We start from the raw sequence: 23,421 nt of genomic DNA, 5'->3' as shown, positions 1-23,421 counted from the left end.
GTGTTGCTTGGCGCGATCAGCGAGACACGCGGATCGGCATGATGAGGTACCGGTACCCCGGAATGACCTCGCCATCCTCGCCGGCGGGGGAGATCACCGCGGGCTTGAAGGCGTCGACGAACGAGAGAACGGCGGTCTGGGAGCCCAGGTTGGCCAGGCCGTCGATGAGGTACTGCGGGTTGAACCCGATGGTCAGCGCGTCACCGGTGAAGGTGGCCTCCATCGCCTCGCTGGCGCGTGCCTCCTCGGAACCGCCGGCCTCGACCACCAGACCGTCGGCGCTGAAGCTGAGCAACACCGGTGTGGTCCGCTCGGCAACCAGCGCGACCCGCTTGACCACCTCGATCAGGGTGCTGACCGGCACCCGGGCCTCGGCGTTGTGGGTGGCCGGGAAGAGCGAACGAACCGGCGGGTAGTTGGCGCCGTCGAGCAGACGGCTGGTGGTGCGTCGGGTGCCACCGGCCAGGCCGACCATGCCCTCGCCCGCAGCACCCTGGGCCAGGGCGAGCGTGACCTCGCCACCCAGCGGGCCGAGAGCCTTGGCGGTGTCGTTCAGGGTGCGGGCCGGCACCAGGGCGTTGATGCTCACGTCGGGGTCGTCCGGTCGCCACTGGATCTCGCGCAGGGCCAACCGGTAGCGGTCGGTGGCGAGCATCGACAGCGTGCTGCCGGAGAGCTCGACGCGAACGCCGGTCATCATCGGAAGGGTCTCGTCCCGGCCGGCCGCGATGGCCACCTGGGAGACCGCCGTGGCGAACGCGGCAGCGTCCACCGTGCCGGCGCTCTGCGGCATCTCGGGCAGTGCTGGGTAATCCTCCACCGGCATGGTGGGGAGGGTGAACCGGGCGCTGCCGCAGACCAGTTCGAGGTGGGCGCCGACCGCGGCGATGTCGACCGGCTTGGCCGGCAACGCCTTGGTGATCTCGGCGAGCAGGCGGCCGGAGACGAGGGCGGCGCCGTCGGCGTCCCCCTGCACCTCGACGGTCACCTGGCTGGAGACCTCGTAGTCGAAGCCGGAAACCCGCAGGTTGCCGTCGGTGACCCGGAGCATCACCCCGGCGAGCACCGGTACGGACGGCCGGTTGGGCAGGCTCTTCGCGGTCCACGCCACGGCCTCGGCGAGCGCGTCGCGCTCCACTCGGAACTTCATCAATGCCTCCGCGTCGACGTCAGCGACAACTCTCTCATGCCGACCGCTGCCTACCGTCCCGCCCGACCGTGCGGGTACCCATCGCACCTTAGGGCGCGGGGGTATCGGCTGTGCGCCCGACCCCATGGTTCGTGTCGGTGCTGACCGGCTGATCCGGCAGCGTTCGGCCCGATCCACAGAAAGCCCAACGGTGATGATTGGTTTTTGTTCTCTTAGAAGAGATAACTCATCGTCTTCATCGCACCTGTGCAAACTGTGGAAAAGCCAGGTCTGCGCAGCTCAGAGAGGTTATCCACCGGTGATTTAGCTGTGGAGAACCGGGGGTACAACTTGCTTGCGTGTCCACAGCCCGGTCTTGGCGTCCGGTTGTCCACCGTCGTCCACCGGTTGTCCACCGGTAATCCACCGACTTTCTCCCCAAGTCTGTGGATGACGATGAAGATCACCATTGCCGTCATCCCCAGAACCTTCAACAGCTCGTACACAGGTGGACGGTCATCGGTGGAAAACGTGGCGGTTGTCCCCAGGCGTCCACAGCCTCGTACACAGGGTTTCTCCACAGCCTGTGGGTAACCGGCGGTGGACGGACCGTAGTTATCCACCGGCGGTGGACAACGAGCTGTGGACAACGAGTGGGAGCCGAGGTGGTCACGGCCTCGATCCTGTGGCCTACACCATGTCGAGAGTCCAGTCGCGCACCGAAAAAAGTACGCCCGGCCGGAGATCCGGCCGGGCGTGTCCCGGGCTGTGCGCCGTCAGAACGGCTGGCGTACGCCTCAGCTGTTCTGCTTGATCCGGTTGGTCAGCTCGGCGATCTGGTTGTAGAGAGAGCGGCGCTCCGCCATCTGCTGCCGGATCTTCCGGTCGGCGTGCATCACGGTGGTGTGGTCGCGACCGCCGAATGCCTGCCCGATCCGGGGCAGTGACAACTCGGTCAACTCCCGACACAGGTACATGGCCACCTGTCGCGCGTTGACGAGCACGCGGGACCTGGACTGGCCCCGGAGGTCCTCCAGGCTCACCCCGAAGTAGTCGGCCGTCGAGGCCATGATCTGGTCGGCGTTGATCTCCGGCCCGGCGCCGTCGGGCATGAAGTCCCGAAGCACCTCCTCGGCCAGGGACAGCTCGACGGTCGACCGCGTGAGGCTGGCGAACGCCGTCACCCGGATCAGCGCCCCCTCCAGTTCCCGGATCGAGTTCGACACCCGGGAGGCGATGAACTCCAACACGTCCGGCGGGGCGTACATCCGCTCCTGCGCCGCCTTCTTCTGCAGGATCGCGATCCGGGTCTCCAGGTCCGGTGGCTGGATGTCGGCCAGCAGCCCCCACTCGAACCGGGTTCGCATCCGGTCCTCGAGGGTGGCGAGCTGACGCGGCGACCGGTCGGAGGTGATCACGATCTGCTTGTTGGCGTTGTGCAGGGTGTTGAAGGTGTGGAAGAACTCCTCCTGGGTGCGCTCGCGGTTCTCCAGGAACTGGATGTCGTCGATCAGCAGGATGTCGACGTCGCGGTAGCGCCGCTGGAACGCGCTGGTCTTGTCGTCCCGGAGCGAGTTGATGAAGTCGTTGGTGAATTCCTCGGTCGAGACGTACCGGACCGAGCGGGCGTTGCCGAGGGTCGTCGCGTAGTGCCCGATGGCGTGCAGCAGGTGCGTCTTGCCCAGACCGGAGTGCCCGTAGATGAAGAGCGGGTTGTACGCCTTCGCCGGCGACTCCGCCACCGCCACGCTCGCCGCGTGCGCGAAGCGGTTGGACGAGCCGATGACGAACGTCTCGAACATGTACTTCGGGTTGAGCCGGTTGCCGCCGGTGTCGGCACCCGGCAGTCGGCGGTCGTCGCGACCACCCGTGCGGTGGTCCACGCCGCTGCGGCCCGGGCCACTGTCCGTGCCGCTGTCCCGGGGGAGCGAGCGGATCACGTGCTGGTCGCGTGGCGACGCCGACTCGTCCCGGTAGCGGGGCTCGTAGGGCCGGGTGTCCGGACCGGGCGGGTCCAGCCGCGCGGCCTGCTCGTCGTAGCCGCGCCGGTCCGGCCCGGGCCGGGCGGCACGCATCGGCTCCGCGAAGGCGGTGCTGAACAACGCCTCCTGCCCGTCCCTGCTGGTGGGGATCAGCCCCGGGCGGTGCGCGTCGACGGCCGGCGCGAGCGGTGGACCCGCAGGTGCGGGTGGCGCGGCCGGTTCGGACGGGTGCCCCGTGTGCGACTGCTCGGGGATCATCGGGTCGGCGGACGACCGAGCGCCCTGGTCGTCGTCGAAGGGTTCGGCGGCCGGACCCTCGACGTCGAACGGCCCGGTCTCCGGAACGCTGCGATACACAGTGCCGGCCGGTCGGCCGGTGGCGTCCTCGGCGACCCGGACGGTGACCGCGACCTGGATCGGCCGACCCAGCCGGCGGGTGAGCGCCTCGGTGATCGCCGGGCGGAGCCGCGACTCGATCACGTCGCGGGTGAACGCGTCCGGGACGGAGAGCAGGGCGGTGTCCTCGACGATCGCCCGTAGCCGGGTCAGTCGGAGATAGGCACGCTGCTGGGCTGAGATGATCTCGTCGGCGAGCTCGTCGGTCGCCGCTAACCACACTGCGGCAAGGTCGGTCGTACCGGCCACCGTCGTGCCACCCCCTCGCCTCTGCTCCCGGCCGCCGCTGTCTGCCAGCCGGCCGTCCCGGGCCCGCCGCGTTCGCGGGTGGAACAACACCCACCTGACGGTCGACCGGTGGTCATCCACAAGTTATCCACAGCCTGTGTACCGACCGATTGTGGCCGCCGCCGGACGCGGGTGGGACCTGCCCCTGCCTGAACGGGCGCTGAAGCGGGTTCACCGTGCCGAACGATTCACTACCTTGTCCGGTCTTGCCTGTGCGACGACCGGAGCTTCCGACGCTCACCGCAATCGGGCACGGTAACAGCGTTGTCCCTGCGCCATCAACCGGCGACGCGGCAGGGGCCTTCCCGGCATCAGCGAAAACCACCCTTCGGCCTCGGGCGCGTCCCGTTCTTCACCTGCTCGGGGTGTTTGACGGTCATTGCCCCCCTGCGTAGGCTGGAACGGCTGCTTTCTCGTCCTCTGCTAGGGTGATGGGTGCTTGCTGTCCACGGTCGCATCCCCGCACCGCCGAGGTCCCGCTCCGCCGGACAGCACCGATCGTGGGCCACCGTCGAGGTGGCCTGGACCACCACACGACCCCGGCGATTCCGTCGTACGGGGCGCGTACGAAAACGGAGAGCCTGACGTGAGCAAGCGCACCTACCAGCCGAACAACCGCCGGCGCGCGAAGACCCACGGCTTCCGGCTGCGCATGCGCACCCGTGCCGGCCGTGCCATCCTCTCGAGCCGTCGCGCCAAGGGTCGCACCACCCTGTCGGCCTGAGCCGATCGGGCCGGTCCAGGGGACGTGGGCAGTCGTGCTGGCCGCCGCGCAGCGACTGCGGCGCAGCACTGACTTCGCCGCAGCGGTTCGTGGTGGCCGGCGCGCCGGACGTGGTGCCGTCGTGGTCCACCTGACCGTGCCGGCGATCACCGACCCCAGCACACCGACCTCGCCGGAGCCGGTGCGGGACAACAGTACGGAGCAGCTCTCCGTGCCGTCCCGTGCCGGCTTCGTCGTGTCCAAGGCCGTCGGAAACGCGGTGACCCGTAACCGGGTCCGGCGACGACTGCGCGCGCTGGTCAGGGAACGGTTGGTTGACCTGCCGTCCGGCAGCACCCTGGTCGTTCGGGCGCTGCCCGCGGCGGCGCAGGCGTCGTACCCGCGGCTCGCCACCGACCTGGACGCCGCGCTCGCGGTCGCCCGGTCACCCCGCGAACGGCGGCCCCGATGAGCGACACCGGGCAGACCAGCCCACGCCCGTCGAGCGGTGCCAAGGTGCTGATCGCGCCCATCATCGCGTACCGTCGGTGGATAAGTCCGGCACTGCCGGCCCGCTGTCGGTTCTACCCGTCGTGCAGTGCGTACGCCCAGGAGGCGGTCGTGCGGCACGGCGCGCTCCGGGGAGCCGTGCTGGCGGTCCGGCGGCTGTTGCGCTGCCACCCCTTTCACCCTGGTGGACATGACCCGGTACCGGAGCCGGGCGGCCGCCGCCGCGCTGATGTGACTGGAGCCCCGAATTGAGTCTCGACTGGATCTACTACGCGATTTCGTGGATCCTGCTGACCTGGCACTCTGCCTGGGACGCCATCGGGGTGCCCGTCGGCGCGGTGATCGGCACCAACTTCGCCTGGATCTTGGCGATCATCTTCCTGGTGGTCACCGTCCGGGTGATCCTGTTCCCCGTCTTCGTCAAGCAGATCAAGTCGCAGCGGGCGATGCAGGCACTCCAGCCCAAGGTCAAGGAGCTGCAGGAGAAGCACAAGGGTGACCGGGAGACGCTCCAGAAAGAAATGATGGAGCTGTACAAGAAGGAGAAGGCCAACCCGCTGATGGGTTGCCTTCCGATGTTCCTTCAGATCCCGGTCTTCCTCGGCCTCTTCCACGTGCTGCGCCGGCTCGACCCGGACAAGCAGAACAAGACGCTGTACGGCTGGACCGCCGACCAGTTCCAGAGCGCCTCGCAGGCGAAGCTCTTCACCGCCCCGATCGCCGGCAAGTTCGGCTCCACCGCGGACGAGCTGGCCAGCCTCGGCGCCAACGGCACCACCGTCAAGGTCATCGCCGGTGTCCTGGTCCTGGTCATGATCGCGACCACCTACCTGACCAGCCGTCAGATGATCCTCAAGACCGGCTGGGCCGAGGACCCGCAGCAGCGGATGATCCAGCGACTGATGCTCTACGGCATCCCCGCGTCGCTGCTGATCTCCGGCGCGATCTTCCCGATCGGTGTGATCATCTACTGGGTCACCAACAACCTGTTTACGCTCGGCCAGCAGCAGTGGGTGCTGCGGAAGTTCCCGCCGCCGGTCACCGCCAAGAAGGCCGTCGCGCCCGCCGCCAGCCGCAACCCGGTGCAGCCCGCCAAGTCCGGCGGCCTGTTCGGTCGGGGCAAGACGGCTCCGCCGGCGCCGGTCAAGGCCGCCGCCCCCAAGGTGGCCGGGCCGAAGCCGGGTGCCAAGCCGGCCAACAACCCGAAGAAGGGTCGCCCCGCCAAGCGGCAGGGCTGACCTGCAAGGGCCGCCGCCGGTGATCCGACGGCGGCCCGTTCCACACCGCGCAGCCGCCGTATGGCCGGCGCCGGATGGAACCGACCGCGCACCGCGCGGCCACGGGCGACACTGCCCGTACAGACGTGCCCGTGGGCACCGGCGACCTCCCGCCGGCCCCGGGAAACCAGTCGGACCCGACGGTCCGGCCGAGCGAGTACGGAGATGAGACCGTGACCGAGACCAGCATCCCCCGCACCGAGCAGCCCCTGGACGAGGAGGAGACCGCGACGCTCGCGGTGGACGGTGACGACACCGAGGACGACGACACCGAGGCGGACGACGACACCGACACCGCCGCGTCCGGCGCCCGGTCGAAGAAGGCCGTCGGCGAGGGCGACCTGTTCCGGCAGAGTGAGATCGCGGCCGACTATGTCGAAGGGTTGCTCGACATCCTCGACTACGACGGTGACATCGACGAGTTGGTGGCCGCAGGGCGCCCCATGGTCGAGGTGGTCGGCGAGCGTCTGCAGAATCTGGTCGGTCAGCGCGGGGCGACCCTGGAGGCCCTCCAGGAGCTGACCCGCCTCGCTGTCTTCCGCCAGACCGGCACCCCGAGCCGCCTGCTGCTCGACGTCGGCGGCTACCGGGCGAACCGCCGCAAGGAACTCGCCGCCGTCGCCAAGAACGCCGTCGAGAAGGTCAAGGAGTACGGCGAGCCGGTCCGCCTGGAGGCGATGTCCGCGTTCGAGCGCAAGTGTGTGCACGACGTGGTCAACGCCATGTCCGGCGTGGCCAGCGAGTCCGAGGGTGTGGAGCCGAACCGGCGCATCGTCGTACGGCCGGCGGACTGACCGGGTGACCCACGACGACAGCACGGCCGACGCCGTGTCCGGCCCGGGCGGTACGCCGCCCGGGCCGTCCCCTGTCCGGCCGGCCGCCGACTCTGCCGACTCCGGCACCGTCCCCTCGCCGGAGGACGCGGCCCTGCCGCCCGAGTTGGCGCCGGCCGCGCTGACCCTCTTCGGCGACCGTCTCGACCTGGCCGCCGCGTACGCCGAGCTGTTGGCCACCGACGGGGTCGTCCGTGGTCTGATCGGTCCCCGAGAGGCACCCCGCATCTGGGATCGCCACCTGCTCAACTGTGCCGCGGTCGCCGAGCGGATCCCGTCCGGCGCGACCGTGCTCGACGTCGGTTCGGGTGCCGGTCTACCGGGTCTGGTGCTGGCCATCGCCCGCCCCGACCTCACGGTCACGCTGATCGAACCCCTCGCCCGACGTACGTCGTTCCTGATCGAGGTCGTCGAGCAACTCGGCCTGGCGAAGTCGGTGCGGGTGTTCCGGGGTCGGGCCGACGAGGCGGCCACCGGGTCGAGCGGCCGGGACCCGATCAGCGGAGACGTGGTGACCGCCCGCGCCGTCGCCCCACTGGATCGGCTGGCGGGTTGGAGTCTCCCCCTGGCTGTTCGAGGCGGTCGTCTGCTGGCACTCAAGGGATCGTCCGCCGCAGCGGAGATCGAGGAGCACGCCGAGGTGGTGACCCGGCTGGGTGGGGGCGAGCCGACCGTGCACCTGTGCGGCGTCGACGTGATCGATCCCCCCACCACTGTCGTGGAGATCGTGCGTGAGCGGATCGTCGGCCCTCGGCCGGCGGCGAGCAAGCGCAACCGGGGCGGTCGCTCCCGCCGACGCTGACAGTTCGCGCCATCGGGCTTCCGGCCGGTGGGTTGCCTCGTTGTACCGGTACGGATGGACGAGGAGATGAGAACCCGACGTGGACCGGCCGCGCCCGTCCGCCGTAGGCTGACCGCGCGTCGATAGTGTGGAGCGGGCGGTGGACGTCGAGGGTCTCCGACCGCTCCCGAGGGCCGTACGCTCCGGGTTGCGAGCGTGGTGTGGCCAAGTTGACCGGGGCGCGGACCGACCATCCGAAGCGGGCAGGGATGACAGGTGCATGACGACGGCAGGTACGACGATCCACACGTGACCGGGGCGAGCAACGATCCCGTTTCACGTGAAACCGACTACCCGAGCTGGTCCCCCGGCGTGACCGGGCAAGGAGAAGGTGATCCGCCGGCCTCACGTGACCACCGTCCGGGGTCGGAACCGCCGGAGAGCTCGACCACCTCGGAGTCCGCGAGCGCTCGCCGGACGCCGGAGAGCCTGAGTCGACCGGTCAACGCCGCCGAGGTTCGGTCTAGCTCGGGCCGCCGCAACACTGCGGCGGCGGTTCGCTTCGAGCCGGCGGTCCCGCACCAACCCACCGCAGCGGTTGTTCGGGATGCCGCCGAGGCGCCTGTCGCTTCGACCGAGTCGTTGGCCGCCGTGGCCGCTGACCCCACGTACGTTTCACGTGAAACCCCGACGCGCGAAGAGGATGACCCACCGTTGGCTATGGAGGCGATGCGCGCCGTGCAGATCCTGAATCCCAGTGGCGAGGTGACCATGCCTCGACCGGACCGGACCCGGGTCATGTGCGTCGCCAACCAGAAGGGCGGCGTGGGTAAGACCACGACCACCGTCAACCTTGCGGTGGCGCTCGCCCTGCACGGCAACCGGGTTCTCGTGGTGGACCTCGACCCGCAGGGCAATGCCTCGACCGGGCTCAACGTCCCGCACCACACCGGCATCCCAGACGTCTACGACTGCCTGATCAACAGCGTGCCCCTGGTGGAGGTGGCGCAGGCGGTGGAGGGCATCCCCAACCTCTGGTGCGTACCCGCGACCATCGACCTGGCCGGCGCGGAAATCGAGCTGGTCTCGGTGGTGGCGCGCGAGTCGCGCCTGGACCGGGCCATCGCCGCCTACCCCGGTCAGTTCGACTACGTCTTCATCGACTGCCCACCCTCACTCGGCCTGCTCACGGTCAACGCCCTGGTGGCCGCGCAGGAGGTGCTGATTCCGATCCAGTGCGAGTACTACGCACTGGAAGGGCTCAACCAGCTGATCAACAACATCAACCTGGTACGCCAGCACCTCAACCCGAAGCTCGATGTCTCCACGATCCTGCTGACGATGTACGACCGCCGTACGCGGTTGGCCGACGCCGTCGAGCAGGACGTCCGGAACCACTTCGGTGACAAGGTGCTCCAGGCGGTCATTCCCCGCAACGTCCGGGTCTCCGAGGCACCGAGCTACGGCCAGTCGGTGATGACCTACGATCCCGGTTCGCGGGGAGCAACGAGCTACTTCGAGGCCGCCCAGGAGATCGCCGAGCGAGGCGTCAAGGAGCCGGTGGGCCGGAATGCGTAGTGCGGACGAGACGCTGGGAGGCGTGGCATGAAGAACCGTCCTCGGGGCGGTCTGGGTAGGGGCCTCGGGGCGCTGATCCCGACCGGGCCGGCGCCGGGTGCCACCGGCACCGCGACGGCTGAACCGGAGAACGAGCACGAGGAGGAGGTTGCTGCCGCAGCCATCCCCGCGGCGGCCGTTGGGGTGCCGGTCCACGAACCGGAGCCCACTCTCAGTCCGGTGCCGGGAGCACGCTTCGCCGAGATCCCGGTCGACGCGATCCTGCCCAACCCGAAACAGCCCCGCCAGGTCTTCGACGAGGAGGCCCTGGAGGAACTCAAGACCTCGATCCAGGAGGTCGGTTTCCTCCAGCCCATCGTCGTCCGTCAGCTCGACGACGAGAAGTACGAACTCGTCATGGGCGAGCGGCGTTGGCGTGCCGCCCAGGCGGTGGGGCGGGAGAACATTCCGGCGATCGTCCGGGACACCCGTGACGACGCCATGCTCCGCGACGCGCTGCTCGAGAACATCCACCGGGCCAACCTGAACCCTCTGGAAGAGGCCGCCGCCTACCAGCAACTGCTGGAGGAATTCGGCGCCACCCACGAGGAGTTGGCCCGCCGGATCGGCCGGAGTCGTCCGCAGATCTCCAACACGATCCGGCTGTTGAACCTGCCGGCTCAGGTGCAGCGTCGGGTGGCGGCGGGGATTCTGTCGGCCGGCCATGCCCGAGCACTGCTGAGCCTGGACGAGGCAGAGGCACAGGAACAGTTGGCGTTGCGCATCGTGGCCGAGGGACTGTCGGTTCGGGCGACGGAGGAGATCGTCGCGCTGACGCTCAACGACGGCTCCGCCAAGGGCCAAGCCGCGAAGCGTCGACCGAAGGCACACGCGCCGGCCTTGAACGACCTCGCCGACCGGCTCTCCGACCGCTTCGACACCCGGGTGAAGGTGGACATCGGTCGGAGCAAGGGCAAGATCACGATCGAGTTCGCGACGGTGGACGACCTGGAGCGGATCGTCGGCATCATCGGAGTGCAGCAGGAGGAGGGAGAGGGCTGACCCCTCCTCCTGCCGACGGCCGCGCTACCCATCGGGTGCGCGGCCGTTCTGTATCCGCTCGCCGTTTCACGTGAAACGCCCGCTGTTCTGATGCGGTCCAGCGATCCAGCGGTCCAGCGGTCCAGCGGTCCAGCGGTCTGGCGGTCTGGCGGTTTGGCGGGGCCGCGGTCTGGCGGTCTGGCGGTTTGGCGGGGCCGCGCGAGCCGAGCCTGTACCTCCAGCGCGGCGGGGACGGGTGAGTGCCGTCTGTGGCGCGCTGGTGTACCAGCCCGTGTGCTCGCTCCGCCTGATTGGAAGCGCTCGCCCGACGGGTCGATCGTGAAGAGTGCGGGCCTCTGCCGGAATGGCCGGCGTCGCCTGATGCGCTGTTTCACGTGAAACCGAGGCTGTCGAGGGCTGCCAGGCCGGCACGGATCCCGGCGATTGTTCATGGTGCGTCCTGCGCACCGCTGAGTGGCCCGCTGCCGCCCCTAAGGTCGTCAGGGGTAGTTGCGGTCGACCAGGCCGCTCGGTGAGCCTCTCAGTGCCTCTGAGCAATCCGAGCTGCCTGCCGTCGCGCTCCGGACGTCCCGTATCCGCTCTGGTTCGCCACGGCCGGGCATCCTGGCCATGGTTCGCGCCGGCCTGCTTCGCGCCGGCCTGCTTCGCGCCGGCCTGCTTCGCGCCGGCCTGCTTCGCGCCGGCCTGCTTCGCGCCGGCCTGCTTCGCGGCCGTCGCGGGGGCGGGGCCGCCGTGGATCAGACTCCCGCCGTGGATCGCGCCGAGGCGCCCCCCGGTCCGCGCGCCCCCGGTCCGCGCGCCCCCGGTCCGCGCGCCCGGGCCCGTGCGGCCGGGTGCCGGCCCGGAGCTGTCGATCGCCGACCGGCATGATCAACACAAGGTCAATGAGATCGGGGTGTCGGAGGCACTGGGATACCCCGACTTCACCAATCCCGAGTCGATCATGGCCGATCTGGCGAGCGGGTCCGACGGATGTGGTCTGTTGCCCGGCGGGCTCTGAGAGGAACGCCGACGGGGATGTCGCGGCGGGTATGTGTTGTGCGCCGTCCACCTCTCGCGCCACTGCGCTTCACGCCTCAGTCCGCGTGATCTGGGTGCCGGTCGGCGTCATGTCGGGGCTGCGACTGCCAGGGCTCGGCCGGGTCCGCCGGTGGCATGCGAGTGCCTCGCCTCCCGTGGCTGACTGGGGTCACCCACCGGCCCGCTCGCAGCACTCGACTCCCCAGGGCGCCGCGATTGATTGAGGATGCGGGTGCGGCATGCCTTGCGGTGGCGCTTGAGTGCCTCGGGCTGGCGCGCGGCTGACCGGCCGCGGCCGCTGCTGCTCCGGCCGCTCCCATGTCGCCACCCTCCTGGGCGACGGGCGAGCACTTGCGGAAGGCGCAGCGGGCTCACGAGCCGTCGCGAGTAGAGGTGCGTGGGCCAGGGATCGCTGTCGTGTTGTGCGTCGGCGTGGATGCGCGCCCGCAGGTATCCCAGCCCTGTGGAAAACGTGCCCCGAGGACTGTGCCCGTACGACCTCCAGATACCGGGGACGACCGTTTCGGCCGGTGACCGTTGGAGAGTGACCGCTAGCGTCGTGCGACCTTCGTGAAGGCGAGGAGCACGCAGGACAGCACCGATCAGGGGCGTCGGCGACAGCCGTCGCAGTCCGTTTCGGTGGTCTGCGGACAACGACCGACAGGCGGAAAAGTTATCCACACCGGTTTTCCACAGGCACCCCCTGTTTCACGTGAAACAGCGCGTGGGAGTGGGTGCAAGCCTGTGGATGACGGCCCGTGTTCAGGATCTCGGCAGCCTGTGGATACCGCTCGACGGGAGGGTCCGTGACCCGGCGTGCCGGGTCGACAACAGGCGCTGATCCGCTACGTCGGGACCGATCATTCAGGTAGGGACAGCGGTGCCAGACTCGGTTAGGGTCAGCGTCGTGCACGACACCCCTCCCTCAGTGCCGGACTTCACCCAGTGGCCGTCGTTTCCCTTCGAAGGGGACCTCCACGTAAAGCAACTCGATGATCCGGTCCCGGTCGAACCGCCCCGGAAGGGCGAGGGTCTCCGGGAATGCACCGCCTGCAACGCGCCCGACGACGCCTACATCTGGGTCGGAGAGCGGTGGCGGGTACGCGCCATGGACCGGCCGACCGGGCTGCCCATGGTGCTCATCCTGGAATCGCGGACTCACCTCGATCTCGGTGACCTGCCGAACCTGCTGGCTGCCGAGCTGGGCGTGATGACGGTGCGTCTGGAGCGGGCCATCCGGTCCCTAGACGGGGTGGCGCGAGTGCACGTCAACCGGTGGGGCGACGGCTCAGCCCACCTGCACATGTGGTTCCTCGCCCGGCCGTATGGCCGCCTTCAGCTTCGGGGCACCTTCCTGTCCCTGTGGGACTCGATCCTGCCGCCGATCTCCGAAGCCCAGTGGCGGGAGAATCTGGCGCTCGTCGCCGCCTGGCTCGCCGAGTTTGGTGGCCGCCCGCTCGCCGAGCCGCCCCGCATCCAGTGGCAGGCACCTTCCAGCCTTCTGGCCCAGTCGGCCGCCGCAGATGCCGCTGCCGCTGCCGCTGATGCTGCCGCTGATGCTGCCGCGGCGGCAGCGGCTGCCTCGGTCATCGAGGCGGCAGAGGAGATCCCCGAGCCAGCACCGGATCCCACCGCCGACGTCGATGTGGCCCGGGGCGATGCCGCGTCCTCGCCCGACGCGGTCGCGCTCGACGGGGACGCCGAGGTCGGCTCCGCCGCACCCATCGGCGATCCGGCGCGCGGATCCGATGACCCGGCATCCGCCAACACCGCGTCGGGCGGCGCACCCACTGGCGGCACGCCAACGCCGGGCACGTCAACGCCGGGCACGTCAACGCCAGGCACGCCGGCCTCCGGCACCCCGACGCCAGGCACGCCGGCCTCTGGCACCCCAGCCTCGGGTACACCAACGCCCGGGATGGCCAGCACGGTCACGGCGCCCGTCAACGCACGCTCGGTCCTCAACGACCCGGATGACGACCCGGATGACGGCGGCACCGAAGACGACGCCACAAAGGGTCGCCCGTAACGAGGCCGCCCTCACGCCCGTAACAAGGCCGCCCAAAGGGCCACCCGGACAGCAGCAGCCCCAGGACAGCAGCAAACCCCAGGACAGCAGCAACCCCAGGACAGCACCCTTCGGACGGACGCTCACTGCGGCAGCAGTCGAGGCCGCGAACACCGACGCCTCGGCGACCCGACCGAGCCGCGCCCAACGGGCTCGACCGACCGTGGGCCGGCGACCGCATCCGCGCGTGACGTACGTGTCGACCTCATGGTCGGCACGTACGTCGTGCGTTCGATGCGGGAAGCGTCGCTGAGTAGATCAGGACGTGGCGAGGCGGGCCGCTGCGCGGCTGACCAGTGTGCCGAGGAGGCGACCGAAGTCCAGCCCTGCCGCCTGCACGGCGAGCGGCAGCAGTGAGGTCTCGGTCATGCCCGGCGAGACGTTGACCTCCAGCACGTGTGGCTGGCCGGAGGCGTCCACGATCACGTCGACGCGGGAGAGATCCCGCAGGCCGAGTGCGGTGTGTGCGGCGAGAGCCACGTCAGCGACAGTGGCAGCCACCTCCGGGTCCAGCCGGGCCGGGGCGTGCCAGGTGGTCCGCCCCGCCGTGTAACGGGCGGCGTAGTCGTACACGCCGTTGCGTGGCACGATCTCCACCGGTGGCAGCGCCTGCGGGCCCTCGCCGAGGTCGACGATGGAGACCGCAACGTCCATGCCGGGAACGTACCGCTCCACCAGCGCGGTGGAGTCGTACGCGAAGCAGCCGACCATCGCGGCGGGCAGCGCCGTGGCGTCCCGGACCACCGCGCCACCGAGCCCGGACCCGCCCTGCGCCGGCTTCACCATGAGAGGTAGGCCCAGGCGGCCGACGATCCGGTCCAGTACGGCGACCGCTCCGAGCTCGGAGAAGCGATCGTGTGGGAGTGCCACCCAGTCCGGGGTGGGGATGCCGGCTTCGCGGAGCACCGCCTTGGCCGAGGGCTTGTCCCAGGCGAGTCGGGATGCTCTGGCGTCACAGCCGACGTAGGGGATGTCGCAGAGGTCCAGGACTCCCCGCAGCGAGCCGTCCTCGCCGGTGGCACCGTGCAGTGCGATCACCACGGCGTCCGGCGGGTCCGCGGCGAGCGCCGGCAGCAGCGCGACGTCGGCGTCCCGCATCTCGGCCTCCACACCGACGGCACGCAGCGCGTCGAGCACCCGGCGGCCCGAGCGCAGTGACACGTCCCGCTCGTAGGAGAGCCCGCCCGCGAGCACCACGACGCGCAGGTCGGGCGAGGCTGCGGAATCGGTCACGAGGAAGCGCTCAGCGGCGGTCGTACCCATGCCGGCATCATGCCAAGTCGGGGCCTGGCACGTCGGAGCCGGCCCGGCCACGTCGGCCGGTGGCGCCACCCACGGCACCGAAGACCCGGCGCATCGCGATCTCCTGCTCCATCACACCGGCGAGCCGGCGGACGCCCTCGCGGATCCGTTCCGGCGGCGGAAAGCTGAAGTTGAGGCGCATCGCGCCGGTGCCGGTGCCGTCGGCGTAGAAGCCGGTGCCGGGCACGTAGGCGACCCGGGCGGTGATCGCTCGCGGCATCATGGCCTTGGAGTCGAGCCCGTCGGGCAGGGTGGCCCACACGAAGAGACCGCCCGCCGGCGTGGTCCAACTGGTGCCCTCGGGCATCAGGTCGGTCATCGCGTCGAGCAGGGCGTCCCGGCGTTCCCGGTAGACCTCGCGATAGACCTTGAGCTGCTGCCGCCAGGGCATCGTGCCCAGGTAGGTGGAGACGGCGGCCTGGGCGTAACCGCTGGGGCAGAGGATCTGGGCCTCGCTGGCGATGACCAGCTTGTCGCGGACCGCGTGCGGCGCCAGGATCCAACCGACCCGCAGCCCGGGCGCGAAGGTCTTGGAGAAGGTGCTGAGGTAGAAGACCCCGTCCCGGCGGCGGGCCCGCAGGGGCGCGGGGGCCTCACCCTCGAAACCCAGCTGGCCGTACGGGTCGTCCTCGACGACGAGCAGGCCGGCGCGCTCACAGATGTCGAGGACCCGTTCCCGACGTTCCTCGCTCAGCGTCACACCGGTCGGGTTCTGGTAGGTCGGGATCGTGTAGAGGAACTTCACCCGGCGGCCGGCGCGGGCAAGGTCGGCGATGGCCGCCTCCAGCGCCTCCGGGACGAGTCCGTCCGCATCCATCGGTACGTGCACGACCTGCGCCTGGGCGGCCTGGAAGACGCCGAGCGCACCGACGTAGGTCGGGCCCTCGGCCAGCACCACGTCACCGGGGTCGAGGAAGAGCCGGGCCACCAGGTCCAGGGCCTGCTGCCCGCCCACGGTGACCACGACGTCCTCCGGAGAGGCGCCGCACGCGGCGTCGATCCCGGAGAGCGACATCACCTCGCAGATCCGCTCGCGCAGCTCGAGGGTGCCCTGACCGATGCCGTACTGAAGGGTGGTGACGCCGTGCTCGGAGCCGAGCCGGCCGAGCATCTCACCGACCGCGTCCAGCGGAAGGGCGGCGATGTACGGTGCGCCACCAGCGAGCGAGACGACCTCCGGACGGCTGGCGACCGCGAACAGTGCTCGGATCTCCGAGGCGGTCATCCCGCGTACCCGCCGGGCGTACCGGTCGGTGTAGTCGTCGAGTGTCGTGCCGGTCATGACCTCACCTCGATCGCTGCTCGGGTGGCTCCCGCCCCGGGTACCCCACTCGCCGGTGACCATGGCGGCGGGGCGCCGATTGTCGATCCTAGTCCGCCCGGCCCCCGCTGCTGGGGTGCCAGGACGGATCGACCACATGGCGGACCGTCTGCTCGGCGTCCCCCGCTGGGGTGGGCATCTGCGCGTCCCCTCCCGCATCGCCGATCGGCGGCGTACGATCGCTCGTCGGGGGCAGGAAGGCGGCGCTGTCGTTCCATGCCGGTCTCACCACCGAGCCTATTGTGGGGATGCGCCATATGTCGCGACGTCTGGTCAGCCTGACCCTCGACACGTTGGAAGACCTTCCCAGCCCGTGCCGGCAGTGCGTCTACTGGGAGCTCGACCCGGTCTCCGCGGATCGGGCCTGCGCCGCGGGTGATCCGGGCCTGGAGAAGGAGGCGTGGGTCTCCCAGACGCTGTTGGAGTGGGGCTCCTGCGGCAAGCTCGCGTACGTCGACGGCATGCCGGCGGGCTTCGTGATGTACGCCCCGCCCGCCTACGTGCCCCGCTCGATGGCGTTCCCGACGTCACCGGTCTCCGCCGACGCGGCACTGCTGATGACCGCCAACGTGGTCGCCGCGTTCGCCGGTGGTGGGCTGGGCCGGATGCTGGTGCAGGGCGTCGCCCGGGACCTGACCAAGCGGGGGATCAAGGCAATCGAGGCGTTCGGGGACGCCAAGTTCGGTGACGCCGACGATCCCTCCGGGGGCTGTGTGGCGCCTGTCGACTTCTTCCTCTCGGTGGGGTTCAAGACCGTACGTCCGCATCCGCGTTTCCCCCGGTTGCGTCTCGAGTTGCGCACCGCGCTGAGCTGGAAGTCCGACGTCGAGTACGCGCTGGAGAAGCTGCTCGGGTCGATGAGCCCGGAAACCCTGCTCCGGCCGGTTCGCCCCGCCCCGGCGACCCGTTCCACCAACGGCTGACGGTCGACTCGCCCTGGCCGACGGTCCGGCAGCGATCAGTCGATCACCGTGCCGGCGGCCACGACCGCCCGCAGTTCACTGACGTCCAGCGAGCCGGTCGGGACGTCCCGTTCGACCGGGTAGTACATCCGTTGCACCGCAGCCACGATCGCCTCCACCACACGGTCCCGGAACCGGGGATCGACCAGTTGGGCGCGGTCCGTGGGCGAGGTGAGGTATCCGACCTCGACCCGCACGGCGGGCATCCGGGTCAGTCGCAGCAGTTCCCAGGTCTTGGCGTGGGTGCGGCAGTCCCGCAGCCCGGTACGCGCGACGATCTCCCGCTGCACGAGCCCGGCCAGGCGTTCACCGGTCGCCGAGGTCACCCCGTTGTCGGTGCCGTAGTGGTAGGTCGCGACGCCCTCCGCGTCCGGGTTGGCGTGGCCGTCCAGGTGCAGGGAAATGAACACGTCGGCACCGAGCGAGTTGGCCAGCAGAGCCCGGTCGGTGTCCGGCAGGCACCTGTCGGGCGACGGCCCTCTGGTGAGCTGCACCCGCACCCCGGACGCGGCGAGTCGCCCCTCCAGCCGGCTGGCCAGGTCGTGCACCAGGTCCGCCTCCGTCCAGCGCAGCGACCCGTCGGGCACCACCATCCCGGGGTCGGTGCCCCCGTGCCCGGGGTCGATGACCACCGTCTTGCCGACCAGCGCCGGCCCGGACTGCCGGATCGCGTCGGACTCGCGGAGCCACTGCGGGCGACCACCGACGACCTTGCGGCCGATCCGGCGCAGCGCGTTCATGGTGTGTGGGCCGCAGGAGCCGTCGGGGGTGAGCCCGACCTCGCGCTGGAACTGCGCCACCGCGCGGGCCGTCCGGATGCCGTAGATGGAGTCCGCCCGGCCCACGTCGTACCCCATCTCCAGCAGCCGTTCCTGGAGCGACCGGACGTCCTCGCCGCTGAGCGGCTCGGGGACGGCGTGGTAGAGGGTTCGGGCGCCGAGCCGCCAGCGTGCCGCGTCCAGGGCGCGCCAGGTCTCCGCACCGACCCGGCCGTCCACGCTGAGCCCGCGGGACTGCTGGAACGCGCGGACCGCCCGCTCGGTGTCGAGGTCGAACTCGTCGGATTGCGTCCCGGCGGCGGCGAGGAGTTCGAGGCCGAGAAGGATGGTACGGATCTCCGTGACCGCGGGTCCTCGGTCACCGGGTCGGATCGGACGCACGCACGACCCCCTCTGCACGACGCTGGCTGGCCGGGCGGCCTCGGCTTGAGGCTATGCGCTCCGGCGCGGCGAGGTGGCGGGCCAGGGAAAACAGCCGGGAACGCCGAACCCCGCACCCGGCGAGCGGGTACGGGGTTCGGTAGGTGTTGCTGCCGATCAGAGAGCCGACTGGATGAGCCGGACCAGCTCGCCCTTCGGCTTGGCGCCGGCGATGGACTGCACCGGCTGACCGTTCTTGAAGACGGTGAGCGTCGGCACCGACATCACCCGGTAGGCGCGTGCGGTCTCCGGGTTCTCGTCGATGTTGAGCTTGACGATGGTGACCTGGTCACCCATCTCGCTGGCGATCTCCTCGAGCAGCGGCGACACCTTGCGGCAGGGGCCGCACCACTCGGCCCAGAAGTCCACCAGAACCGGCTTGTCGGCCTGCAGCACGTCGGCGACGAAACTCTTGTCCGTGACCGCCTTGGTATTTCCCACTATGCCCCTCCTCCGGGATGTGTTTCTTGTTCAGCCGAGCGTCGCGATGAACCGTTCGGCGTCGAGCGCGGCGGCACAGCCGGTGCCGGCCGCGGTGATCGCCTGACGGTAGGTGTGGTCGACCACGTCGCCGGCGGCGAAGACGCCGGGCACGTTGGTGCGGGTGCTGGGGGCGTGGACCTTGACGTAGCCCTCGTCGTCCAGCTCGACCTGGTCGCGGAACAGCTCACTGCGCGGGTCGTGACCGATGGCCACGAAGACGCCGGTCACGTCCATCACCTTGGTCTCGCCGGTGTGCACGTTGCGGACCCGTACGCCGGTGACCTTGCCGTCGTCGCCGAGGATCTCCTCGACGGTGCTGTTCCACTCGACCTTGATCTTCTCGTTGCTCAGCGCCCGGTCGGCCATGATCTTGCTGGCGCGGAACGAGTCGCGGCGGTGGATGATCGTGACCGACTCGGCGAAGCGGGTGAGGAAGGTGGCCTCCTCCATCGCCGAGTCACCGCCGCCGACCACCACGATCTGCTGGTTGCGGAAGAAGAAGCCGTCACAGGTGGCGCACGCGGAGACACCGTGACCCAGGTATTCCTGCTCACCGGGCACGCCCAGCGGACGCCAGGCCGAACCGGTCGAGAGGATGATGGATCGGGCCCGGTAGGCGGTCTCGCCGACCCAGACGGTGCTCACCGCGCCGGAGCCGACGTCGCCGGTGTCCACCAGCTCGACCCGGGTCACGTCGTCGGTGAGGAACTCGGCGCCGAACCGCTCGGCCTGCTTGCGCATGTTGTCCATCAGCTCGGGGCCGAGGATGCCGTCAGCGAAGCCGGGGAAGTTTTCCACCTCGGTCGTGGTCATCAGCGCACCACCGGACTGCACGCCCTCAATGATCAGCGGCTTCAGGTTGGCGCGCGCGGCGTAGACAGCCGCCGTGTAGCCGGCCGGCCCGGAGCCGATGATGATCAGGTTGCGGACCTCGTCCACTGCCGTCTCCCGAGTTGTGTGTGTTCGGCGTCGGCGTGGGCACCGATGCCGATCCGAGTTGCCGACGCCTGGGTGGGGCCGGCAGCTGACTTCCAGAACGTCATCGTACGAACCGGGGATTCCCGAGCCGGGCATCCGGTGGGTCAGGTCACGTGGGCGGTCATCGCGCCATCGACCGTGGATTCACCCTACCCGCGCCGAATACCGGCTGTCCGAGCCGGACCCGGGCACTCCGCACTCCGGGCCGCTCACCCAGGCCCACCGGGCCCCGGTCGCGTCGGTGAAGCGGATGACCAGCGCCGGCTCGCCCTGGAACCGGGCGTAGTCCATCACCTCGATCACCAACGGCCCGTTTCCGTGCTCCGCCGTCACGGTGGTCAGGCAGGTCGTCAGCGCGGTCTCGTCGGTCAGCCGGGCCAGTTGGTCCAGCCCGTCGGTCATGGGACGTCGACTCCCCCCGGCGTCCACCTCCGGCTGGGTGCCGGGCGTGTTGCCGGACGCTCGGCTGGAGCTCGGCGCGCTTTGCAGGGTGCCCTGCTCGTTGCCGAGGGTCTGCGGGGTGTAGTCCGTACCGCTGCGTAGTGCCGGCCCGGTGGTGCGGGCCGCGTCGGCCCCCGCGACGCCCTCGGGTGCGCTGGCCGGCCGTTCTAGGGCGGTGCCACCGGTGTCGTGCGAGACGGTCCCGGGCAGTTGGGTGAGGCCCAGCGCGACGGCGACGACGGCGACCGTGACGGCGGCCACCGGTCCGCCACGGCGGGCCCACTCACGCCAGCGCCGACCGGGGCCGGTGGATGCCCGGCGCCCCGGCCTGACCGACGTGGAGGTGGCGGGTCGGCGGCCGGCCCCGCCCTGGGCCGGTACGACCAGTGGCGTCGAGGGGTCGCCGCCGGCGTCGACCCGGTGCTCGGTCGAGGGACCGCCGGACGTCGGCTCCGCGGCGGCCAACGCGGCGGAGAGGCGGTCGACGATCGCCTGCGGCATTTCCGGTGATGGCTCGGCCCAGCGGGCCAGACTCGCGCGGACCTCCGTCAACGCGGGAGCCAGCTGTGCGTACGCCTCGACCCAGGCCGGGTCCGTGGACACCAGTCGGGCGACTTCCTCCTGCTGCGGGGTGCCGTCCAACGCCCCGCCGAGGTAGTCAGCGAGGAGGTCGTCGTCGACCTCCCGGAACCCCTCGGTCGTCACGTGTCCTCCTGGTTGGCGTCCCGCCGGTATCGGCTCGACCTCGATCCGACGCCCTCCGCCGGGCCTGGGTTCCCGGGCGTGACGCCCGGCACGTCGGTGATCAGGCCGGCTGGCTCCGATCGGGGCGAGGGCGCGGCGACCACGGCAGGGCGGAGATGCCCGAGCATCACGGCCAGACGGGCTCGGCCCCGGGCACACCGGCTCTTCACGGTCCCCTCGGCGACGCCGAGGATGCGGGCGACCTCGGCGACCGCGTAGCCCTGTACGTCCACCAGCACCAGTGCGGCGCGTTGTTCGAGGGGCAGCGCGGCGAGCGCCTCGCGGACCACCAACGCGGTGTCGTGGTCCGGTGCCGGGGCGGCCGGCTCGGGCCCGCCGATGCCCGAGCCGGCCTCGGCGCGGTTGCCGTCCGGCAGCGGCACGGTCGGGTGCGCCTGCCGGCGACGGATCCGGTCCAGGCAGGCGTTCACCACGATGCGGTGCATCCAGGTCGTGACGGCGGAGTCGCCGCGGAACCGGGACGCCGCCCGGTGCGCGGACAGCAGCGCGTCCTGGAGAGCGTCGGCTGCCTCCTCGCGGTCGCCGAGGGTACGCAGGGCGACGGCCCAGAGCCGGTCGCGGTGCCGACGGAACAACTCGGCGAACGCGTGCGGATCACCATCGACATGGGCACGCAGCAGCTCCAGATCGGTAGCTGCTGCGTGCCCGTCCATCACCACGTCCTGTGGAGGAAGTGCCACGAGGAAGCCGCCAGGCTCACGACCCCTGGACCGTGATCTCCTGGACGCCCAGCTTGAAGCCACCCTCGGAAGGGGGCAGTTCGGTGATCCAGAACAGCAGGTACTGGTATTTCTTGTCGGCGTCGAATCCGTTGAACGCCATGGTGGCGCCGTCGTGGTCCTCGAATGGCTGACCGATGAAGTCCGTGTAGTTCGCGACCAGCTGCTTGTCGCCATTCGAAGTCGACGGCGGGTTGGTCGTGCCGGAGATGAGCTGGGCGGACGCGCCCGGGGCCGAGAGCACCGCCTGCACCAACTTGACGCTGTGCGGCTCGCCGAGGTCGAGCCAGACCCCCATGCCCTTCTTGAGGTTGCCGAAGTTGGGCCGGTCCCGGTACGTCTCGGTCTCCCAGCCCTTGTCCTCGTCACCGTCGATGACCTTCTCGGCCCCGCCGACCTCGCTGCGGTTCTTGCTGTCCGGGTCGATGATCCGAACGTTCTTCACCGCCAGCTTGCGCACCTCGTTGGCAGCCGGGGTGGAATCGGCTGGGGCGCTGGAGGTGGGAGCGGGAGGCTGGTTGGCCTGCGGGTCCTTGTCGCCGTCGTCGCCCAGGGTGCTGATCCCGATCAGGAGACCCACCAGGGCGACCACCAGCAGACCGGCGATGCCCAGGGCGACCTTGCGACCCCCGGCCGCAGCCAGTGGCGACGGCTCTTCGCCGGTCTCGGCGGCGAACCGCAGCGGCCCGCTGTTGTCGAGGTAGTGCTCCTCCTCGGCCGGCACGTCGAGGCGGGCAAGCTCGGCGGCGAGCACGTCGGAGGACGGTGGCGCGATCTGGGCGTCGAGCAGATCCATGGTCAGGTCGTCCAGGTACGCGGGCACACCCGCCCGGACCTGGCGGGGTGCCGCGAGGGCGCCCCCGGCGTCCCGAACGGCGTCCGGGATGGCAGCACGGCCGTGGCCGGCGGTGGCGCCACGCAGCGGCGCCTCGGCGTGCGGCCAGTAGCCGGTCAGGGCGAAGTAGAGGACGCCGCCGACCGCCCGGATGTCGTTCTCCTGGCTGTCGTCGCCATCGGTGCGGGCGTCCGCCAGGACGACGCGGCCCTCGTCGCTGATCATGACGGTGCCGGGGTGGACGTTGCCGTGCACCATTCCGGTGGCGTGCACCGCGGCGAGAGCGCTCGCGACGGCGTTGCCGATCGCGGTGGCCCGGGCCGGGTCCAGCGGGCCGTCGGCCGTCAGGTCCCGCAGGGACTGCCCGTCGACCCACTCGCGTACCACGTACGCCCGGTCGGCCTCGTCGATCGCGTCGTAGACGCCGACCAGGTTGGGGTGGATGACCCGGCTGGCCGCGACGGCGGCCTGAAGCATCTCGGTGGCGGAGTCACCGCCCGGGTAGCGCAGCACCACCGCGACGGGACGGCGCAGGATGACGTCGACCCCGCGCCAGACCAGCCGACCCGCGCTGTCGTTGTTGATGTGCTCAACCAGCTCGTACCGCTCGGCGAGGACTTCACCGGCCGTGGGAGCACCGAAGGTCATGACCGGAGGAGCGCTTTCGTCCGCCTCCTGACCCTCGCCGACCTGGGTCACCCGTCCTCCCTCGGTGATCGTGTCGATCGATGGACCCGCACTGCTGGGCATGTGGCTTCCCGCTCTGCCGTTGAAGGAACCGGCCGACCGGTTTCGACGCGCAGCGTCGGC

The 23,421-nt window shown here is 70.4% G+C and carries 20 protein-coding genes; 10 read left to right on the top strand and 10 right to left on the bottom strand.

Annotated features, from left to right (window positions below):
• Positions 1-16: 16 nt before the first annotated feature.
• Both dnaN and dnaA read right to left on the bottom strand, forming a co-directional pair.
• Positions 17-1,150, bottom strand: a complete 1,134-nt coding sequence (gene dnaN / locus ABGB10_RS10680) for a DNA polymerase III subunit beta (RefSeq protein ID WP_347660700.1) — start codon at positions 1,148-1,150, stop codon at positions 17-19.
• 776 nt (positions 1,151-1,926) lie between these two features.
• Entirely contained in the window at positions 1,927-3,756 is a 1,830-nt protein-coding gene (gene dnaA / locus ABGB10_RS10675) for a chromosomal replication initiator protein DnaA (RefSeq protein ID WP_347660699.1), read from the bottom strand.
• A gap of 625 nt (positions 3,757-4,381) precedes the next feature.
• Between dnaA and rpmH the strand changes: the two genes are divergently transcribed.
• The 9 genes from rpmH (at position 4,382) to ABGB10_RS10630 (ending at position 13,567) form a co-directional block, all read left to right on the top strand.
• A complete protein-coding gene (rpmH, locus tag ABGB10_RS10670; RefSeq protein WP_007453904.1) occupies positions 4,382-4,519 on the top strand; it encodes a 50S ribosomal protein L34 in 138 nt (45 codons plus the stop codon).
• A 34-nt stretch (positions 4,520-4,553) separates the two neighbouring features.
• Entirely contained in the window at positions 4,554-4,970 is a 417-nt protein-coding gene (gene rnpA, locus ABGB10_RS10665) for a ribonuclease P protein component (RefSeq protein WP_347660698.1), read from the top strand.
• A complete protein-coding gene (yidD, locus tag ABGB10_RS10660; RefSeq protein ID WP_347660697.1) occupies positions 4,967-5,260 on the top strand; it encodes a membrane protein insertion efficiency factor YidD in 294 nt (97 codons plus the stop codon). The genes rnpA and yidD overlap by 4 nt, the downstream gene beginning before the upstream one ends.
• A complete protein-coding gene (gene yidC / locus ABGB10_RS10655; RefSeq protein ID WP_347660696.1) occupies positions 5,257-6,246 on the top strand; it encodes a membrane protein insertase YidC in 990 nt (329 codons plus the stop codon). The genes yidD and yidC overlap by 4 nt, the downstream gene beginning before the upstream one ends.
• A gap of 212 nt (positions 6,247-6,458) precedes the next feature.
• Entirely contained in the window at positions 6,459-7,079 is a 621-nt protein-coding gene (locus ABGB10_RS10650; protein WP_278136705.1) for a R3H domain-containing nucleic acid-binding protein, read from the top strand.
• Between the two features lie 145 nt (positions 7,080-7,224).
• Positions 7,225-7,920, top strand: coding sequence for a 16S rRNA (guanine(527)-N(7))-methyltransferase RsmG (gene rsmG, locus ABGB10_RS10645; protein WP_347660804.1), 696 nt, complete (start codon positions 7,225-7,227; stop codon positions 7,918-7,920).
• A 255-nt stretch (positions 7,921-8,175) separates the two neighbouring features.
• Positions 8,176-9,477, top strand: coding sequence for a ParA family protein (locus tag ABGB10_RS10640; protein WP_347660695.1), 1,302 nt, complete (start codon positions 8,176-8,178; stop codon positions 9,475-9,477).
• A gap of 27 nt (positions 9,478-9,504) precedes the next feature.
• Positions 9,505-10,518, top strand: coding sequence for a ParB/RepB/Spo0J family partition protein (locus ABGB10_RS10635; protein ID WP_347660694.1), 1,014 nt, complete (start codon positions 9,505-9,507; stop codon positions 10,516-10,518).
• A gap of 2,152 nt (positions 10,519-12,670) precedes the next feature.
• Positions 12,671-13,567, top strand: a complete 897-nt coding sequence (locus ABGB10_RS10630) for a hypothetical protein (RefSeq protein WP_347660803.1) — start codon at positions 12,671-12,673, stop codon at positions 13,565-13,567.
• A 297-nt stretch (positions 13,568-13,864) separates the two neighbouring features.
• Here ABGB10_RS10630 and ABGB10_RS10625 read toward each other — a convergent pair whose 3' ends face one another.
• Together ABGB10_RS10625 and ABGB10_RS10620 are read right to left on the bottom strand one after the other, a co-directional pair.
• Positions 13,865-14,869 carry a D-alanine--D-alanine ligase gene (locus tag ABGB10_RS10625; protein WP_347660693.1) on the bottom strand — a complete coding sequence of 335 codons (1,005 nt, stop codon included), beginning with the start codon at positions 14,867-14,869 and terminating at the stop codon, positions 13,865-13,867.
• Positions 14,870-14,876: 7 nt separating this feature from the next.
• On the bottom strand, positions 14,877-16,190 hold the full coding sequence (locus ABGB10_RS10620; RefSeq protein ID WP_347660692.1) for a PLP-dependent aminotransferase family protein: 1,314 nt from the start codon (positions 16,188-16,190) through the stop codon (positions 14,877-14,879).
• A gap of 296 nt (positions 16,191-16,486) precedes the next feature.
• On the opposite strand from ABGB10_RS10620, the gene ABGB10_RS10615 reads away from it, so the two are divergent.
• Positions 16,487-17,152 (top strand): GNAT family N-acetyltransferase, encoded by a 666-nt coding sequence (locus ABGB10_RS10615; RefSeq protein WP_088987047.1) that lies wholly within the window; start codon positions 16,487-16,489, stop codon positions 17,150-17,152.
• A gap of 35 nt (positions 17,153-17,187) precedes the next feature.
• Here the strand turns inward: ABGB10_RS10615 and ABGB10_RS10610 are convergent, their stop codons facing one another.
• From ABGB10_RS10610 to ABGB10_RS10585, 6 genes are all read right to left on the bottom strand, one after another.
• Entirely contained in the window at positions 17,188-18,351 is a 1,164-nt protein-coding gene (locus ABGB10_RS10610; RefSeq protein WP_347660691.1) for an N-acetylmuramoyl-L-alanine amidase, read from the bottom strand.
• A 156-nt stretch (positions 18,352-18,507) separates the two neighbouring features.
• A complete protein-coding gene (gene trxA, locus ABGB10_RS10605) occupies positions 18,508-18,831 on the bottom strand; it encodes a thioredoxin (RefSeq protein WP_347660690.1) in 324 nt (107 codons plus the stop codon).
• A gap of 30 nt (positions 18,832-18,861) precedes the next feature.
• Complete coding sequence (gene trxB, locus ABGB10_RS10600; protein WP_347660689.1) at positions 18,862-19,812, bottom strand: thioredoxin-disulfide reductase; 951 nt, start codon at positions 19,810-19,812, stop codon at positions 18,862-18,864.
• Between the two features lie 183 nt (positions 19,813-19,995).
• Positions 19,996-20,997, bottom strand: a complete 1,002-nt coding sequence (locus tag ABGB10_RS10595) for a hypothetical protein (RefSeq protein WP_347660688.1) — start codon at positions 20,995-20,997, stop codon at positions 19,996-19,998.
• Positions 20,994-21,710: an RNA polymerase sigma factor SigM gene (sigM, locus tag ABGB10_RS10590; RefSeq protein ID WP_347660687.1), complete on the bottom strand. Its 717-nt coding sequence runs from the start codon at positions 21,708-21,710 to the stop codon at positions 20,994-20,996. Before sigM ends, ABGB10_RS10595 begins: the two co-directional genes overlap by 4 nt.
• A 43-nt stretch (positions 21,711-21,753) precedes the next feature.
• On the bottom strand, positions 21,754-23,361 hold the full coding sequence (locus ABGB10_RS10585) for a protein kinase family protein (protein WP_347660686.1): 1,608 nt from the start codon (positions 23,359-23,361) through the stop codon (positions 21,754-21,756).
• Between the last annotated feature and the right edge of the window lie 60 nt (positions 23,362-23,421).

Source organism: Micromonospora sp. B9E7, assembly GCF_039871815.1.
GTDB lineage: Bacteria > Actinomycetota > Actinomycetes > Mycobacteriales > Micromonosporaceae > Micromonospora.
Note: the sequence above shows the minus strand (reverse complement) of the source record. Positions and strands in the feature narration are given on the sequence as shown.

What these genes read in the sequence shown, in the direction of transcription:
- dnaN (WP_347660700.1), bottom strand. Translation starts at nt 1,150, where the DNA reads ATGAAGTTCCGAGTGGAGCGCGACGCGCTCGCCGAGGCCGTGGCGTGG.
- yidD (WP_347660697.1), top strand. Translation starts at nt 4,967, where the DNA reads ATGAGCGACACCGGGCAGACCAGCCCACGCCCGTCGAGCGGTGCCAAG.
- ABGB10_RS10635 (WP_347660694.1), top strand. Translation starts at nt 9,505, where the DNA reads ATGAAGAACCGTCCTCGGGGCGGTCTGGGTAGGGGCCTCGGGGCGCTG.
- ABGB10_RS10630 (WP_347660803.1), top strand. Translation starts at nt 12,671, where the DNA reads ATGGTGCTCATCCTGGAATCGCGGACTCACCTCGATCTCGGTGACCTG.
- ABGB10_RS10625 (WP_347660693.1), bottom strand. Translation starts at nt 14,869, where the DNA reads ATGGGTACGACCGCCGCTGAGCGCTTCCTCGTGACCGATTCCGCAGCC.
- ABGB10_RS10620 (WP_347660692.1), bottom strand. Translation starts at nt 16,190, where the DNA reads ATGACCGGCACGACACTCGACGACTACACCGACCGGTACGCCCGGCGG.
- ABGB10_RS10615 (WP_088987047.1), top strand. Translation starts at nt 16,487, where the DNA reads ATGTCGCGACGTCTGGTCAGCCTGACCCTCGACACGTTGGAAGACCTT.
- sigM (WP_347660687.1), bottom strand. Translation starts at nt 21,710, where the DNA reads ATGGACGGGCACGCAGCAGCTACCGATCTGGAGCTGCTGCGTGCCCAT.
- ABGB10_RS10585 (WP_347660686.1), bottom strand. Translation starts at nt 23,361, where the DNA reads ATGCCCAGCAGTGCGGGTCCATCGATCGACACGATCACCGAGGGAGGA.